This is a genomic window from Roseateles sp. SL47 (assembly GCF_026625885.1).
Classification (GTDB): Bacteria; Pseudomonadota; Gammaproteobacteria; order Burkholderiales; family Burkholderiaceae_C; genus Roseateles.
Window position 1 is genome coordinate 5,293,092 of sequence record NZ_CP113068.1, and the last position, 14,314, is coordinate 5,307,405.

Sequence of the window (14,314 nt, forward strand, 5' to 3'; positions counted from 1 at the left end):
ATTGCGCGAGCAGTTAACTGCGAGGCTCAAAAAATGCCGACGCAAGGTCGGCGTGGAGGGATAGGGGAATGATCAGCGCAAGATGGCCTCCGGTCGGATCAATCCGTAGCGCTGCAGGCGCACCTGCACAAAACGTGGGTTGACGCCAAAGCGCATGGCGAGGGCTTTCTCCAAGAATTCCATATCGACCGCGTCGGTGGCGGTGAGATGCAGGCTGATGCCGTGGATCTCAGGATCAAGCGAAGGGCCACGGTGGATGCTGACGTTGTATTCCGGGGCGAGCTCCTCTGCGGCGGCACTCAAAAGCTGGCGTGGCATCAGCAGCGAACCCATGAATTCATTGGCGCGCAGTTCTGCGAAATGAACGTCCGAGGCCAGGGCGGCCTTGCCGGTGGTCGGTGATTTCGCCAAATGTTCGCTGTCGGGCGTCGTGGTGCGGTAGGCGCGCTGCCCACATGGTTCAAAGGTGTCGAACAGCCCCGGCCCTTTGCTGCCATCCATGATCCAGCCCGGCGCATCGAACACTGCATGCCCCAATTCGTGGGCCAGCGTGCTGAGTGCCAACAGTCCGCTGAGTTTTTCGCCGATGGGTGAGACGCATACCATTGCGGTGTCCGGGACACCGGGGTCGAACTCGCAAATACCGAAGACGTGGTTGCCTTGCTCGTCATGCACCTCACTCTCGGTGCTGACCTCGAGCGCGAAGTCGATGCCGTTGATCTTCAGGCGGTCGATCTGGCGCAGTGTGCCGAAGGCAATGGCATCCACACCGCCCGCCACCAGTTGTTGGCGAGCCTGCGCGGCAAGGCCTTCGATTTCAACGTGCTTGATGAATTTGGGGCGCTTGCGGTCGCAATGCCGGTAGTCGAGGGTCAAAACCGGCATTCACTTCTTCTCCGTTGCTTCCCGGCGGTACATCCGCACAACGTTACCCACATCCTCGCGCATGTCGGGCGGCAGACGGCTGGCCTCAACGAATGCGTCGTCCGGATCGATACCCAGAATCTCGGCCGCCTTGCGTATCAGTTCATCCTTGGGCGGTTTTTCCATATCGCGCTCGATGCGTGACCAGTAGGCGGGCGAAATTTCGAGCTGACGCGCGAACTCGTTCATCTGGATGTTCTTCTCTTCGCGCTGCTTGCGAATGAAGGCTCCGAAAGGCATGGGTGTTTCCTAATTGCGTGATTGGTCAATGGAGTGATCGTACTGCTCCACCTTAATTTCGTCAACTGTTTAGTTAACGCGAAACTGGTTCGATTGCCCGGAATTGCCATCCGCTTTGGAAGATCTGGCTCACTATTCCTGACAGTTGCAATTCCTCGGAGCCGTCATGAAGAACCTCGAACTCGCATCTCCCTCAGAGATGTCCGCCAGCGCCCGCGCTGGTGAAATCACCGCCATCCTTGCGGCCGCCATCGTCCGCACCGTCGTCGCAGAAGCGCCAAAACAGAGAGAAGTTGGCCTTGGCTTCCTGCCCGACCAGCGCGTTCATACAACCCCCTATCAAACGGAGAAGTTGTGATGAACGAGAAACAAGCATCCGTCGCCGCACGGATCGCGGAGCTGTCGAGCCAGCCCATCGCTGAGCTGTGGCCAGTGTGGGATCGGTACTTCAGCAGCCGCCCCATCAACCCCAACCGCGTCTTCATCGAGTCGCGCATCGCCTACAAGATGCAGGAGGAGGCCTTCGGCGGTCTGGCGCACAACACGCGCCAGCGCCTGGAGGCCATCGGTGCCAAGCATTCCAAGATCAAGCTGCGGGCTCGCCCGCGCGACACCAACTTCGCGCCCGGCACCGTGCTGCTGCGCGAATGGGGCGACCGCGAGCACAAGGTGGCGGTCACCGCCGAAGGTCTGTTCGAGTACGAGGGCAGCACCTTCAAGAGCCTGACAGCCGTGGCCCGGCAGATCACCGGCACGCACTGGTCGGGGCCACTGTTCTTCGGCCTGACCGGCAAGGCAGGTGCGCAATGAGCGACGCCACCCAAATCGCCTCTCCCAAGGCGCGCAAACGCTGCGCCGTCTACTGCCGGGTGTCGTCGGACGAGCGCCTTGACCAAGAGTTCAACTCCATCGACGCGCAGAAGGAGGCTGGCCACGCCTACGTCGCCAGCCAACGCGCAGAAGGATGGATTCCGGTGGCCGACGACTACGACGACCCCGGCTTCTCCGGCGGCAACACGGATCGTCCCGGGCTGAAACGCCTGATGGCCGACATCGAGCGCGGCCAGATCGACATCGTGGTGGTCTACAAGATTGACCGCCTGACGCGCAGCCTTGCCGACTTCTCCAAGATGGTCGAGGTGTTCGAGCGCCAGGGCGTGTCGTTCGTGTCGGTCACGCAGCAGTTCAACACCACCACCTCGATGGGACGGCTGATGCTCAACGTGCTGCTGTCCTTCGCCCAGTTCGAGCGCGAGGTCACCGGCGAGCGCATCCGCGACAAGATCGCCGCCAGCAAGCGCAAAGGGATGTGGATGGGTGGCGTGCCGCCGCTCGGCTTCGACGTGGAGAACCGTCTGCTGGTCATCAACGACACCGAGGCGGCGGTGGTGCGGCGCATCTTTGAGGAGATGCTGACCATCGGCTCGCCCACCCAGATTGCCGCCAACCTGACGCTTGATGGCATTACCACCAAGGCGTGGACGACACAGGACGGTCAGACAAGGGCAGGCACGCGCATCGACAAGAAGTACCTGCACAAGCTGCTGCGCAACCGCATCTACCTCGGGGAGTTGTCGCACAAGGGCAGTTGGTACCCGGGCGTGCATCAAGCCATCATCGATCCCGGACTGTGGGGACGGGTTCACGAAGTGCTGGCCAAGGACGGTCACACCCGGTCGGTGGAAACCAAGATCAGGTCGCGCACCGACGCCTTGCTGCGCGGCCTGCTGTACGCGCCCTCGGGCGAGCGGATGTACCCGACCTACTCGCGCAAGAACGGGCGCAAGTACCACTACTACGTGTCCAAGTCGGAAGCGCGGTTCGGCGCGCCGGGAAAGGGCTACGAGCGCCTGCCCGCGCCGGAGATCGAAGGGGCGGTGGTCGCCCAGATCCGAACGGTGCTGACCAGCCCGGAAACGGTGGCGTCGGTGGTTCGGCACATCCAACGCAACGGGGCCCAGATCGACGAGGCCACCACCGTGATGGCGATGGGACGGCTCAACAACGTGTGGGATCAACTGTTCCCCGTCGAGCGCCACCGCATCGCCAATCTGATGATCGAGCGCATCGACCTCGTCCACGCAGGCGAGGTGCAGGGGATCAAGGTGAAGTGGCGTGAGGTGGGTTGGAACGCGCTCATCGCGGAGTTCGCCCCGAACAGCATCGGTGCCGAACTGCTGGAGGTCGAAGTCTGATGGACGAGTCGATGGAAACCTTTGTGCCACTAACGTTCCGCCGCCGGGGCGTCCAGCGCGTGGCTGCCGACGACCGGCACGTCCACGACGTGACCCTGCTCGACGGTGTGGCACGCGCCTTCTACTGGCAGCACCTGCTGGACACCGGCGCGATGCAAAGCGGGTCGGCCATCGCCCGTGCCGAGAAACTGCACCACTCGGTGGTCAACGAACTGCTGCGCCTGACCCTGCTGGCCCCCGACATCATTGAGCAATTCATGGCGGGCAAGCAGCCACGTCGGCTGACGCTGATGTGGTTTCAGCGAAACCGCCTAATGGTCGACTGGCACGCCCAGCGCCAGCTCATGGCCAGTTTTGAGGAGGAGGCATGAGCAAGAAGCATTGCGGCCACGCCAAGGGCGACCCGGTGACCTATCAGACGCCGCTGCCCGCTGGCGGCGTGCAGATGGAAACCTTCCTGCCCTGGACACTGGTGCGCCGGGGCCTGAAAAAGCAGGTCATCACGCCGCTGGACGCGCCGCAGGAGTTCCTGGACGAGGCCCGCCGTGAGCGGCAGGTGCGCGAGATGGCGCAGGACACCCCCTTGATGCGGGCGCTCGGCCTCGCGCACCACTGGCAGCGCCTGCTGGACGAAGGACGGTTCAGTTCGATGACCGAGATCGCGGCGGCCGAAGGCATCGACCTCGGCCAAGCGAGCAAGATGAGCCGACTGGCACAACTGGCCCCCGACTTGATCGAAGCCATCGCCCTGGGACGCCTCAATGTGGGCGTCAGCCAGTTGCTGCGCGGCAGGTTGTCGGCGTCCTGGCTGGCCCAACGTGAGGCGCTAGTGGCAGGCTGGCGCTGATATCCGTGCCGCACCGACCCGCCGCCTCCGGGCGGTTTTTTTGTGCTTTTCGCTGTCTCGGTCGCGTCCGCCAGAGCAAGCGAAGAAGCAAACCGACGGCCCGCAAACCCGCGCCAACACACGGCTCCGGGCCTTGAATGCTCAAGAGGGCAGCAGAGAACAGAGAGAGAAAAACGGCGGAATGCACGCCGAAAACGACGACTTCCGGAGATGCATGCTCAAGAGGCCAAGGCCGGAAATCGCGCCAACACTGGCGTTCTGGGCAAAAAAAATCCCAACCGATAAGGGTTGGGATTTTGGGTTTTGGTGGAGGCGGGGGGAATTGAACCCCCGTCCGCAAGCCGTCCACGTACAGTTCTACATGCGTAGCTGTCTGATTTGGATCTCGCCCATGGAGTCGCGCAGCAGCACGCTACCCCACAAGCCAGCACCCTAAATCTCACCTGTGCCCAAGGTGCCCGGACACAAGCCAGCCTATGTAATTAACCTCTCAATCATCACCTTGCGGATCAGACCCGGCCCATAGGCCAACCGTTGAGAGGCTCACGCGCAATTAAGCGGCGAGTGCGAACGTAGAGTCGTTTGCAGTTACTGTGTTTCCAGGTGGATTTACGAGGATACTGGCCCTCGGCATGCCCTGCGACGCATCAGAACCCACGTCGAAACCAGGTCGCCCCCATAGAAGCTGACGCCAGTATAGCACCGGGGCCCCTTGCCCCTCGGGTGGGAGGCCCGCGCGGGCCCTGCCCGCGCAGTGACGCACAGGCGCTTAAGCGTGGCGGGTCGCCCGCATGGGCGCCAGCCACGCCAGCAATTCGGAAGGGGTGTCGAGGATCACGTCAGCGCCCCACGCATCAATCGGCTCGCCCTGCCCGAGGTAGCCCCAGCGGACCGCCACCGTCGGCATACCCGCCGCCTTGCCGGCTTGAATGTCCCGCACATCGTCTCCGACGTAAATGCAATGAAGCGGATCCACCCCGGCACGGCGCGCCGCTTCCAGCAAGGGCGCCGGGTGAGGTTTGGCATGGCCGGTGGTGTCTCCACCAATGACTGCGGACGCCATTCGATCCCAGCCCAGACCACGCGCCAGCGGCAGTGCAAATCGCTCGATCTTGTTGGTGACAATGCCCCAGCTCAGCCCTGCCGCCACCAAGCCCGCCAGCATCTCCTCCACACCCTCGAACGCGTAGGTGGACTGCAGCAGGCGCGCTTCGTAGCGGTCAAAGAACTCAGTGCGCAGCGCAGCAAACGCTTCGTCCTGCGGCGTGACACCAAAGGCTACGCCCATCATGCCGCGCGCGCCGGCCCCCACCATCGGACGCAGCCGCTCGAACGGCACCGCTGGAAGCCCACGAGCCAGCAGCATCTCGTTGGTGGCACCGGCCAGATCCGGCGCACTGTCCACCAGCGTGCCGTCCAGATCGAAGAGGACCGCACGCACCACACGCCCAATGGGCGGCTGCAAGGCTTGAGCCGCAGCGTTCACCAGCGGCCCGCTCACGGCCCGACCCCCGCCCACACCCACGCCCCCTTGAAAGGGGACAGCAAAAGACCCTTCAAAGCAAAAGCCCGCATGACCTGACCCCTCATGCCGGGCGACGGCACGCCAATAGGTAGTTCACGTCGGTATCGCCGCCCAGCTTGTAGCGCTGCGTCAGCGGATTGAAGGTCAGGCCCTTGGCGCCTTGTGGCTCCAGCCCGGCTTCGCGGCACATCTGCCCCAGCTCGGACGGACGGATGAAACGGCCGTATTCATGGGTGCCCGCTGGCAGCATCCGCAGCACATATTCCGCGCCGACGATGGCCAGCAGGAAGGACTTGGCATTGCGGTTCAGCGTGGAGAGAAACACCCAGCCACCCGGCTTCACCAGCCGCCCCAGTGCAGTCACCACCGACGCTGGATCCGGCACATGCTCCAGCATCTCCATGCAGGTGACCACATCGAATTCACCGGGGCGCTGCGCCGCCAAATCCTCGACGGCAATCTCCTGATAGGCCACGTTGTCGGTCCCGGCCTCCATGGCATGCAGTTCGGCCACACGCAGCGACTTCACCGCCAGGTCAATGCCCAGCACATTCGCGCCTTTGCGCGCCATGGCATCGGCCAGGATGCCGCCGCCGCACCCCACATCCAGCACGCGTTTGCCAGCCAACGGGCTGTAGCCGTCAATCCAGTTCAACCGCAATGGATTGATGCGGTGCAGGGGCTTGAATTCACTTTCGGTATCCCACCAGCGGTGGGCCAGCTCGCTGAATTTCGCGAGTTCGTTTGCATCGACGTTCGCCATGGGTCGCAATGGTAGCCGAGGGAAAAGAAAAACCCCGCCAGCCTTGCAGCCAGCGGGGTTCGGATCGTTTCAGCATCAGGCACTTGCGCGCCCGATTGCGGAAGGACGATTACTTGACGGCGCGGGTGCCGACCACTTCGATTTCGACGCGGCGGTTCTTGGAGCGGCCTTCAGCAGTGGCGTTGTCAGCCACAGGCTGCTTCTCGCCCTTGCCTTCTGTGTACACGCGGTTCTTTTCCAGACCCTTGCTCACCAGATAAGCCTTCACAGCTTCAGCGCGGCGGACCGACAGCTTCTGGTTGTACTCGTCGCTACCGACGCTGTCGGTGTGGCCGACGGCGATGATCACTTCGAGGTTGATGCCACCCGTCTTGCCGACCAGGTCATCCAGAGCGGTCTTCGCATCGGCCTTCAGCACCGACTTGTCGAAGTCGAAGAAAGCGTCAGCAGCGTAGGTGACCTTTTCGCTGGTGGGCTTCGGAGGAACGACCACCGGAGCGGGCGTCGTCGGGGAAGCAGCAGGAGCCGGTGCCGGGGCAGGAGCCGGAGCAACCACCGGTGCAGCGACGGGCTTCAGCGCGCCATCGCAATCCTTGCCAGCCGTGGCCGGGGTCCAAAAGGCATCGCGCCAGCACAGCTCGTTGGTGCCGTTCTTCCAAACGGTGCCGTCCGTTGCACGCCAGTTGTCCACGGTTTGGGCCATAGCACCCGAGGTGGCCAAAGCGGCGACAGCGAAGAGCGACGCCACGCGGTTCAGTTTCTTCATGATTCTCCTCTCAAGGAAAGCCGCAGTTGCCCTGCGAAATGTCCAATGTCGGAACTAAAAACCTCAAGAGCCACCGAAGACCGCGCGTACTACTCCACACGACCAAGGGTTTCTCCTAGGGACCGACCGATTGTGCCATAGGGCAACAGGTCGATTTCATTCTCGCAAGGCGCACCGCGATCGGGCGCAAAGCTGTTGCGCAGGCACTACAAGCGGGCGCATTTAGAATGTCGTTCTTCTGCTCAATCCAGAGGCCGGCGTTCCCATGCGCGCGGCCTGCCGCGCATGACTCAGTTCGCCAAGGAAACCCTGCCGATCAGCCTCGAAGAGGAGATGCGCCGCTCGTACCTCGATTACGCCATGAGCGTGATCGTGGGGCGCGCCCTCCCCGACGCGCGTGACGGCCTTAAGCCGGTGCATCGGCGCGTGCTCTTCGCGATGCACGAGCTGAACAACGACTGGAACCGTCCCTACAAGAAGTCGGCGCGTATCGTCGGCGATGTGATCGGTAAATATCACCCGCACGGTGACAGCGCCGTGTATGACACCATCGTTCGTCTGGCCCAGGATTTCTCCCTGCGCCACATGCTGGTGGATGGTCAGGGGAATTTCGGTTCGGTGGACGGCGACAACGCCGCCGCCATGCGGTACACCGAAATCCGTTTGTCGAAAATCGCCCACGAAATGCTGGCGGATATCGACAAGGAAACCGTCGATTACGGCCCCAACTACGACGGCAGCGAAAAAGAACCGCTGGTTTTGCCCACCCGGCTGCCAAACCTGTTGGTCAATGGCTCCTCCGGTATTGCGGTGGGCATGGCCACGAATATCCCGCCTCACAACCTGAATGAGGTGGTCGACGCTTGCATGCATGCGTTGAAAAACCCGGACTGCTCCATCGAAGAACTGATGGAAATCATTCCGGCGCCCGATTTCCCCACCGCCGGCATCATCTATGGGCTGAGCGGCGTGCGCGAGGGCTACCGCACCGGCCGCGGCAAGGTGGTGATGCGGGCGAAGGTCCATTTCGAGGACATCGACCGTGGCCAGCGTCAGGCAATCATCGTTGACGAGATCCCCTACCAGGTCAACAAGAAGACGCTGCTGGAGCGCATTGCCGAGCTGGTCCAGGAAAAGAAGATCGAGGGCATCAGCCACATCCAGGACGAGTCCGACAAGTCGGGCATGCGTGTGGTGATCGAGCTCAAGCGGGGTGAAGTCCCTGAGGTGGTGCTCAACAACCTCTACAAGCAGACCCAGCTGCAGGACAGCTTCGGCATCAACATGGTGGCGCTGGTGGATGGCCAGCCGCGCGTGTGCAACCTGAAGGACCTGATCACCGTCTTCCTGGAGCACCGCCGCGAAGTCGTCACCCGCCGCACCGTGTACGAACTGCGCAAGGCCCGTGAACGCGGCCATGTGCTGGAAGGCCTGGCGGTGGCGCTGGCCAACATCGATGACTTCATCAAGATCATCCGCGAGTCCCCCACCCCGCCGGTGGCCAAGGCCGAGCTGATGGCCCGTTCCTGGGATTCGTCGCTGGTGCGCGAGATGCTCACCCGCGCAGCCGGTGAGCATGCGGGCGGCGCCAATGCCTACCGTCCGGAAGGCCTGCCGCTGCAATACGGCATGCAGCCGGACGGGCTGTACCGCCTCTCCGACGACCAGGCCGGTGAAATCCTGCAGATGCGTCTGCAACGCCTGACCGGCCTGGAGCAGGACAAGATCGTCGGCGAATACCGCGACGTCATGGCCCAGATCGCCGACCTGCTGGACATCCTGGCCACGCCGGCCCGCGTGACCGCCATCATCAGCGACGAACTCGTGGCCGTGCGCCAGGAATTCGGCCAGACCAAGCTGGGCGCCCGCCGCAGCGTGATCGAGCACAACGCCCAGGAACTGGGCACCGAAGACCTGATCACTCCCACCGACATGGTGGTGACGCTCTCCCACACCGGCTACATCAAGAGCCAGGCCCTGAGCGAATACCGCGCCCAGCGCCGCGGCGGCCGTGGCAAGCAGGCCACCGCCACGAAGGAAGACGACTGGATCGACCAGCTCTTCATTGCCAACACCCACGACTGGATGCTGTGCTTCAGCAACCGGGGGCGTGTGTATTGGCTGAAGGTGTGGGAAGTGCCGCAGGGCTCGCGCAACTCGCGCGGCAAGCCCATCGTCAACATGTTCCCGCTGCAGCCGGAAGAGAAGATCAACGTCATCCTCCCGCTGACCGGTGAATTCCGCACCTTCCCGGAAGACCACTTCATCTTCTTTGCCACCGCCCTGGGCACGGTGAAGAAGACCTCGCTGAAGGACTTCAGCAACCCGCGCAAGGCCGGCATCATCGCGGTGGACCTGGATGATGGCGACTACCTCATCGGCGCCGCCCTGACCGACGGCCAGCATGACGTGATGCTGTTCTCCGACGGCGGCAAGGCCGTGCGTTTCGATGAGGACGATGTGCGCCCGATGGGCCGCCAGGCCCGCGGCGTGCGCGGCATGATGCTGGAACCCGACCAGCGCCTGATTGCGATGCTGGTGGCTGAGGACGAAAGCCAGAGCGTGCTGACCGCGACCGAGAACGGTTATGGAAAGCGCACGAGCATCGCGGAATACACGCGCCATGGCCGGGGCACCAAGGGCATGATTGCCATCCAGCAGAGCGAGCGCAACGGCAAGGTCGTGGCCGCGACGCTGGTTCGCCCTGAGGACGAGATCATGCTCATCACCGATACCGGCGTGCTGGTGCGCACCCGTGTGTCGGAAATCCGTGAGCTGGGCCGTGCCACGCAGGGGGTGACGCTGATTGCCCTGGACGAAGGTGCCAAGCTTTCGGGCCTGCAGCGCATCGTTGAAAACGACGCGAATGAAAACACCGGCGAGGGCAGCGATGCCGCGCCAACCGATACCGATGGCACTGGCGCCACCGGCACTACTTCCGAACCTGACGCGAAGGAATGATCTTGTTGCTCAAGCATGTACAAGTGGGTGCCCTCGCGGCCGCCCTGCTGATGTCCCCCCTGGCCTTTGCCCAGAAGGCCGACAGCTCGCCCGCCAAGAAGGAATTGATCAACAAGGTGCTCAAGCTCCAGCAGCCGGCCATCGAGCAGCTGACGGTGGGCGTGCTGAGCCGCCCGGTGAACGACCTGGCCCAGAAGCTGATGCCCGCCATCCGCCGCCTGCCGGAAGACAAGCGTGAATCGACGGCCAAGTCCATCGACGCCTCGCTGCGCAAGTTCATGGAAGACAACAGCCCGGCCCTGATCGAGAAGGGCAAGTCCATCCAGGCGTCGACCATCGGCCTGACCCTGGACGAGAAGTTCAGCGAAGACGAACTGAAGCAACTGGTGGCCTGGCTGGAATCGCCGGTGAGCAAGAAGTTCGCCGAAGTGGCCCCCGACCTGCAAGCCGTCTACACCAAGAAGCTGATCGACGATAACGGCAAGGCACTGGACGACAAGTTCAACGCACTGCAGACCAACATCGCCAAGCAACTGGGTCTGGATGCTCCGGCAGCCAACGGCGCCGCCGCTTCGGGCGCCAAGCCGGCCTCCAAGCCGGCCGTGACCGCTCCGAAGAAGTAAGGAAGCGCGACGCTGGCGTTCCCGGTGCAACCTGGAACGCCAGCCGCTCTCCTCCCCCAGCCGCTGCTCAGACGCCTGACACCCCATGACCTCCACCCGCCGTCCTTTTAACTTCTCCCCCGGCCCCGCCGCAGTGCCTGAAGAGGTGCTGACGCAGGTGGCAGCGGAGATGCTGGACTGGCAAGGCAGCGGCATGTCGGTGATGGAGATGAGCCATCGCGGCAAGGAATTCGGCGCCATCCATGAGGCCGCCGAACGCGACTTGCGCGAGCTGCTGCAGGTGCCAGCCAACTTCCGCATCCTGTTCATGCAGGGCGGCGGGCTGGGCGAAAACGCCATCGTGCCACTGAACCTGTCGCGCGGTGGCGCGGTGGATGTGGTGGTCACCGGCGCCTGGTCCCGCAAGAGCGCCGGCGAAGCCCGCCGTTATGCCGATGTCAAGATCGCGTCGGACAGCGCCAATGCCGACGGCCGCTACCAGACCCTCACCGCCCCCGCCTCCTGGCAATTGCGGCGTGAGGCCTCCTACGTCCACGTCTGCACCAACGAGACCATCGACGGCCTGGAATTCCATCAGTTGCCCGACCTGAAGGCACTCGGCAGCGACGCGCCGCTGGCCATCGACTGCTCCTCCCACATCCTGTCCCGGAGCCTGGACTGGTCCCGGGTGGGGCTGGCCTTCGCCGGGGCCCAGAAGAACATCGGCCCGGCCGGATTGACGCTGGTGGCGGTGCGCGAGGATCTGCTGGGCCATGCCCTGCCCATCTGCCCCTCGGCCTTCAACTACCAGACGGTGGCCGAGAACCACTCCATGTTCAACACCCCGCCGACCTTCGCGATCTATGTCGCCGGCCTGGTGTTCCAATGGATCAAGCGCTTCCAGTACGCCGGCAAGACCGGCCTGGCGGCCATTGAACAACGCAACATCGACAAGGCCGCCCTGCTCTACCAGGCGCTGGACGGCTCGTCGCTGTTTGAGAACCGTGTCGCGCCCGAGGCGCGCTCGCGGATGAACGTTCCATTCTTCCTGCGCGACGAACGTCTGAACGACGACTTCCTGGCAGGCGCCAAGGCGCGCGGGCTGCTGCAACTCAAAGGCCACAAGTCGGTGGGCGGCATGCGGGCATCGATCTACAACGCGATGCCAATGGAGGGTGTCCAGGCTCTGGTGAGCTACCTCAAGGACTTCGAGACCCAACATGGCTGACGCCACCGACTCCTCCTCCCTTCCCCCTCCGGTGGCCAGCGCCGAGCTGCTGGTCCTGCGCGACCAGATCGACGCACTGGACAGCCAGTTGCTGTCCCTGCTGAACCAGCGGGCCCATGTGGCCGAGCAGGTGGGTGAAATCAAGCGCCGTGACGGCACGCCCTTCTTCCGCCCCGACCGGGTGGCGCAGGTCATCGCCAAGATCAAGGCGGCCAACCAGGGCCCGCTCAAGGGCGAGCATGTGGCCGCCATCTGGCGGGAGATCATGTCCGCCTGCCTGGCGCTGGAATCTCCTCAACGCGTCGCGGTGCTGGGCCCCTTTGGCACCTTCTGCGAGCAGGCGGCCATCGAATATTTCGGTGGCGCCGCCGACCTGATCTACTGCAACAGCTTTGATGAGGTCTTCCATGCCACGGCGTCCGGCAGCGCCCAGTACGGCGTGGTGGGCGTGGAGAACATGACCGAGGGCGTGGTCACCCGCTCGCTCGACCTCTTCTTGCACACCCCCACCCATCAAGTGGGGGAAGTCAGCCTGCTGATCCGGCACAACCTGCTGCGCAAGGACAACTCGCTGGAGGGCATCGAGGCCGTGCTGGCCCATCCGCAGGCGCTGGCCCAATGCCAGAACTGGCTCTCCAAGCACCTGCCCCATGCCGAGCGGCGTGCGGTCTCCAGCAATGCCGAAGGTGCGCGCCTGGCTGCCACCAATCCGGCCTGGGCCGCCATCGCCAGCGAACGGGCGGCCCCCTTGTTTGGGCTGCACATCGTCGCCCATGCGGTCCAGGATGAGGCCTACAACCGCACGCGGTTTGCCATCATCACACTGCCGCAGACCATGGACATGCCGCCCGCCAGCGGTCGCGATTGCACCAGCCTCGTGGTGTCGGTCCACAACCGCCCCGGGGCCATGCATGACCTGCTGGTGCCGCTCAAGCAGCACGGCGTCTCCATGACCCGTCTGGAGTCGCGCCCGGCCCGCACCGGCCAGTGGGAGTACTACTTCTATATCGATCTGGACGGCCATCCGTCCCAGCCTCATGTGGCAGCAGCCTTGGCGGAGTTGCGGGAACTCTGTGCCTTCTTCAAGATCATTGGCGCCTATCCATTGAAGGCCTGAGCCCATGCGGCGCTTACCGGCACTCAGGCCACACAATCACGGGGTGACAAGACGGCTAATCGAACAGGCAATACAACAGGGAGCTCGGCGCCTGGCACCTCGGAGGCTGGCGCCATGAGCAAGTCGGCCGACAAGAACGGCAGCCGGGGGGCTCAAAAGGCCGCCAGCAAAACAGGTAGTCAAGCAGGTAGAAAAGCGGTGTCTGCGACCTTCAATCAACTCGGTGTGATCGGCTGCGGCCTGATGGGCGGCTCGTTTGCGCTGGCCATGAAGAAGGCCGGGCTGGTCCGCCGTGTGGTGGGCTACAGCAAGTCGCCCTCCACGACGGAAACCGCCCGGCGCATGGGCGTCATCGATATTGCGGCGGAGTCCGCCCTGCTTGCAGTGTCCGGCTCGGACATCGTGCTGCTGGCCGTGCCGGTTGCCGCGACCGAATCCACGCTGAAGGCGATCCGCCACCTGATCCACAGCGACGTCCTGCTGATGGACGTTGGCTCCACCAAGGGTGATGTGGTGGATGCCGCGCGGCGCACACTGGGCAAGCAGTTGCCCACCTTCGTGCCGGCGCATCCCATCGCCGGCAAGGAGTCGGCGGGTGTGCAGCATGCGGACGCCAATCTCTACCACGGCCGTCAGGTGATCCTGACGCCGCTGGAGCAGACCCGTCCGGAGCTGGTGCAAAAGGCCACCGACGTGTGGTCGGCGCTGGGATGCCAGGTGCTGAAGATGGCACCGCACAACCATGACGCCGCCTTCGCCGCCGTCAGCCATTTGCCGCATCTGCTGGCCTATGCCTACTTCAATGCGGTAGCCCGGCAGCCGTCCGGCCGAGACTTCCTCAGTCTGGCCGGCTCGGGCTTCCGCGACTTCACCCGCATTGCCGCAAGCGATCCCACCATCTGGCGGGACATCCTCATTGCCAACAAGAACGAGCTGCTGACCCAGACCCAGAAGTTCCGGGAATCCCTGGATGCGCTGGAACAGGCCATCCAGAAGGGCGACACGTCCAGCCTGGAAGGCATGATCCGTCAGGCGTCGGAAGGCCGTTCACAGTGGCAACTGAGCACACCTCCCGCCCCGCCGAAGTCAAAGTAGCTGTCTCGGGAAGGCCGCTGGGCCGCTCCCGATCCGACAATCCGTCGAGAC

15 protein-coding genes and 1 other RNA gene are annotated in these 14,314 nt (G+C 63.6%); 10 read left to right on the forward strand and 6 right to left on the reverse strand.

What is annotated here, in order from left to right:
• Positions 1-72 precede the first annotated feature (72 nt).
• Together OU995_RS22985 and OU995_RS22990 are read right to left on the reverse strand one after the other, a co-directional pair.
• The gene (locus tag OU995_RS22985; RefSeq protein WP_267832464.1) at positions 73-885 is read right to left on the reverse strand and encodes an ImmA/IrrE family metallo-endopeptidase; all 813 of its coding nucleotides are present in this window, start codon (positions 883-885) and stop codon (positions 73-75) included.
• On the reverse strand, positions 886-1,164 hold the full coding sequence (locus OU995_RS22990) for a helix-turn-helix domain-containing protein (RefSeq protein WP_204732013.1): 279 nt from the start codon (positions 1,162-1,164) through the stop codon (positions 886-888).
• Positions 1,165-1,330: 166 nt separating this feature from the next.
• Between OU995_RS22990 and OU995_RS22995 the strand changes: the two genes are divergently transcribed.
• The 5 genes from OU995_RS22995 to OU995_RS23015 are packed head-to-tail and all read left to right on the forward strand — an operon-like array spanning position 1,331 to position 4,206.
• On the forward strand, positions 1,331-1,522 hold the full coding sequence (locus OU995_RS22995) for a hypothetical protein (protein WP_147073320.1): 192 nt from the start codon (positions 1,331-1,333) through the stop codon (positions 1,520-1,522).
• Positions 1,522-1,974 carry a DUF2924 domain-containing protein gene (locus OU995_RS23000; protein ID WP_267832468.1) on the forward strand — a complete coding sequence of 151 codons (453 nt, stop codon included), beginning with the start codon at positions 1,522-1,524 and terminating at the stop codon, positions 1,972-1,974. Before OU995_RS22995 ends, OU995_RS23000 begins: the two co-directional genes overlap by 1 nt.
• Positions 1,971-3,359 carry a recombinase family protein gene (locus OU995_RS23005; RefSeq protein ID WP_267832469.1) on the forward strand — a complete coding sequence of 463 codons (1,389 nt, stop codon included), beginning with the start codon at positions 1,971-1,973 and terminating at the stop codon, positions 3,357-3,359. Before OU995_RS23000 ends, OU995_RS23005 begins: the two co-directional genes overlap by 4 nt.
• A complete protein-coding gene (locus OU995_RS23010; RefSeq protein ID WP_267832470.1) occupies positions 3,359-3,730 on the forward strand; it encodes a site-specific recombinase resolvase in 372 nt (123 codons plus the stop codon). Before OU995_RS23005 ends, OU995_RS23010 begins: the two co-directional genes overlap by 1 nt.
• A complete protein-coding gene (locus OU995_RS23015; protein ID WP_267832471.1) occupies positions 3,727-4,206 on the forward strand; it encodes a LacI family transcriptional regulator in 480 nt (159 codons plus the stop codon). Before OU995_RS23010 ends, OU995_RS23015 begins: the two co-directional genes overlap by 4 nt.
• A gap of 304 nt (positions 4,207-4,510) precedes the next feature.
• Here the strand turns inward: OU995_RS23015 and ssrA are convergent.
• From ssrA to ompA, 4 genes are all read right to left on the reverse strand, one after another.
• Positions 4,511-4,884, reverse strand: a transfer-messenger RNA (tmRNA) gene (ssrA, locus tag OU995_RS23020).
• 91 nt (positions 4,885-4,975) lie between these two features.
• Positions 4,976-5,650, reverse strand: a complete 675-nt coding sequence (gene gph / locus OU995_RS23025; RefSeq protein WP_267836348.1) for a phosphoglycolate phosphatase — start codon at positions 5,648-5,650, stop codon at positions 4,976-4,978.
• A gap of 142 nt (positions 5,651-5,792) precedes the next feature.
• Positions 5,793-6,494 (reverse strand): bifunctional 2-polyprenyl-6-hydroxyphenol methylase/3-demethylubiquinol 3-O-methyltransferase UbiG, encoded by a 702-nt coding sequence (gene ubiG / locus OU995_RS23030; RefSeq protein ID WP_267832472.1) that lies wholly within the window; start codon positions 6,492-6,494, stop codon positions 5,793-5,795.
• Between the two features lie 109 nt (positions 6,495-6,603).
• Positions 6,604-7,260 (reverse strand): outer membrane protein OmpA, encoded by a 657-nt coding sequence (gene ompA, locus OU995_RS23035; protein WP_324288670.1) that lies wholly within the window; start codon positions 7,258-7,260, stop codon positions 6,604-6,606.
• Between the two features lie 285 nt (positions 7,261-7,545).
• On the opposite strand from ompA, the gene gyrA reads away from it, so the two are divergent.
• The 5 genes from gyrA (at position 7,546) to OU995_RS23060 (ending at position 14,263) form a co-directional block, all read left to right on the forward strand.
• Positions 7,546-10,221: a DNA gyrase subunit A gene (gene gyrA, locus OU995_RS23040; protein WP_267832473.1), complete on the forward strand. Its 2,676-nt coding sequence runs from the start codon at positions 7,546-7,548 to the stop codon at positions 10,219-10,221.
• 2 nt (positions 10,222-10,223) lie between these two features.
• On the forward strand, positions 10,224-10,844 hold the full coding sequence (locus tag OU995_RS23045; protein ID WP_267832474.1) for a DUF2059 domain-containing protein: 621 nt from the start codon (positions 10,224-10,226) through the stop codon (positions 10,842-10,844).
• A gap of 85 nt (positions 10,845-10,929) precedes the next feature.
• Positions 10,930-12,051: a 3-phosphoserine/phosphohydroxythreonine transaminase gene (gene serC, locus OU995_RS23050; RefSeq protein WP_267832475.1), complete on the forward strand. Its 1,122-nt coding sequence runs from the start codon at positions 10,930-10,932 to the stop codon at positions 12,049-12,051.
• A complete protein-coding gene (gene pheA / locus OU995_RS23055; protein WP_267832476.1) occupies positions 12,044-13,168 on the forward strand; it encodes a prephenate dehydratase in 1,125 nt (374 codons plus the stop codon). The genes serC and pheA overlap by 8 nt, the downstream gene beginning before the upstream one ends.
• Before the next feature lie 114 nt (positions 13,169-13,282).
• Positions 13,283-14,263 (forward strand): prephenate dehydrogenase, encoded by a 981-nt coding sequence (locus OU995_RS23060; protein ID WP_267832477.1) that lies wholly within the window; start codon positions 13,283-13,285, stop codon positions 14,261-14,263.
• Positions 14,264-14,314: the final 51 nt, after the last annotated feature.

What these genes read in the sequence shown, in the direction of transcription:
- OU995_RS23010 (WP_267832470.1), top strand. Translation starts at nt 3,359, where the DNA reads ATGGACGAGTCGATGGAAACCTTTGTGCCACTAACGTTCCGCCGCCGG.
- OU995_RS23000 (WP_267832468.1), top strand. Translation starts at nt 1,522, where the DNA reads ATGAACGAGAAACAAGCATCCGTCGCCGCACGGATCGCGGAGCTGTCG.
- ubiG (WP_267832472.1), bottom strand. Translation starts at nt 6,494, where the DNA reads ATGGCGAACGTCGATGCAAACGAACTCGCGAAATTCAGCGAGCTGGCC.
- OU995_RS23015 (WP_267832471.1), top strand. Translation starts at nt 3,727, where the DNA reads ATGAGCAAGAAGCATTGCGGCCACGCCAAGGGCGACCCGGTGACCTAT.
- OU995_RS22985 (WP_267832464.1), bottom strand. Translation starts at nt 885, where the DNA reads ATGCCGGTTTTGACCCTCGACTACCGGCATTGCGACCGCAAGCGCCCC.
- OU995_RS23060 (WP_267832477.1), top strand. Translation starts at nt 13,283, where the DNA reads ATGAGCAAGTCGGCCGACAAGAACGGCAGCCGGGGGGCTCAAAAGGCC.
- serC (WP_267832475.1), top strand. Translation starts at nt 10,930, where the DNA reads ATGACCTCCACCCGCCGTCCTTTTAACTTCTCCCCCGGCCCCGCCGCA.
- pheA (WP_267832476.1), top strand. Translation starts at nt 12,044, where the DNA reads ATGGCTGACGCCACCGACTCCTCCTCCCTTCCCCCTCCGGTGGCCAGC.
- gyrA (WP_267832473.1), top strand. Translation starts at nt 7,546, where the DNA reads ATGACTCAGTTCGCCAAGGAAACCCTGCCGATCAGCCTCGAAGAGGAG.
- OU995_RS23005 (WP_267832469.1), top strand. Translation starts at nt 1,971, where the DNA reads ATGAGCGACGCCACCCAAATCGCCTCTCCCAAGGCGCGCAAACGCTGC.
- OU995_RS22995 (WP_147073320.1), top strand. Translation starts at nt 1,331, where the DNA reads ATGAAGAACCTCGAACTCGCATCTCCCTCAGAGATGTCCGCCAGCGCC.
- OU995_RS22990 (WP_204732013.1), bottom strand. Translation starts at nt 1,164, where the DNA reads ATGCCTTTCGGAGCCTTCATTCGCAAGCAGCGCGAAGAGAAGAACATC.
- ompA (WP_324288670.1), bottom strand. Translation starts at nt 7,260, where the DNA reads ATGAAGAAACTGAACCGCGTGGCGTCGCTCTTCGCTGTCGCCGCTTTG.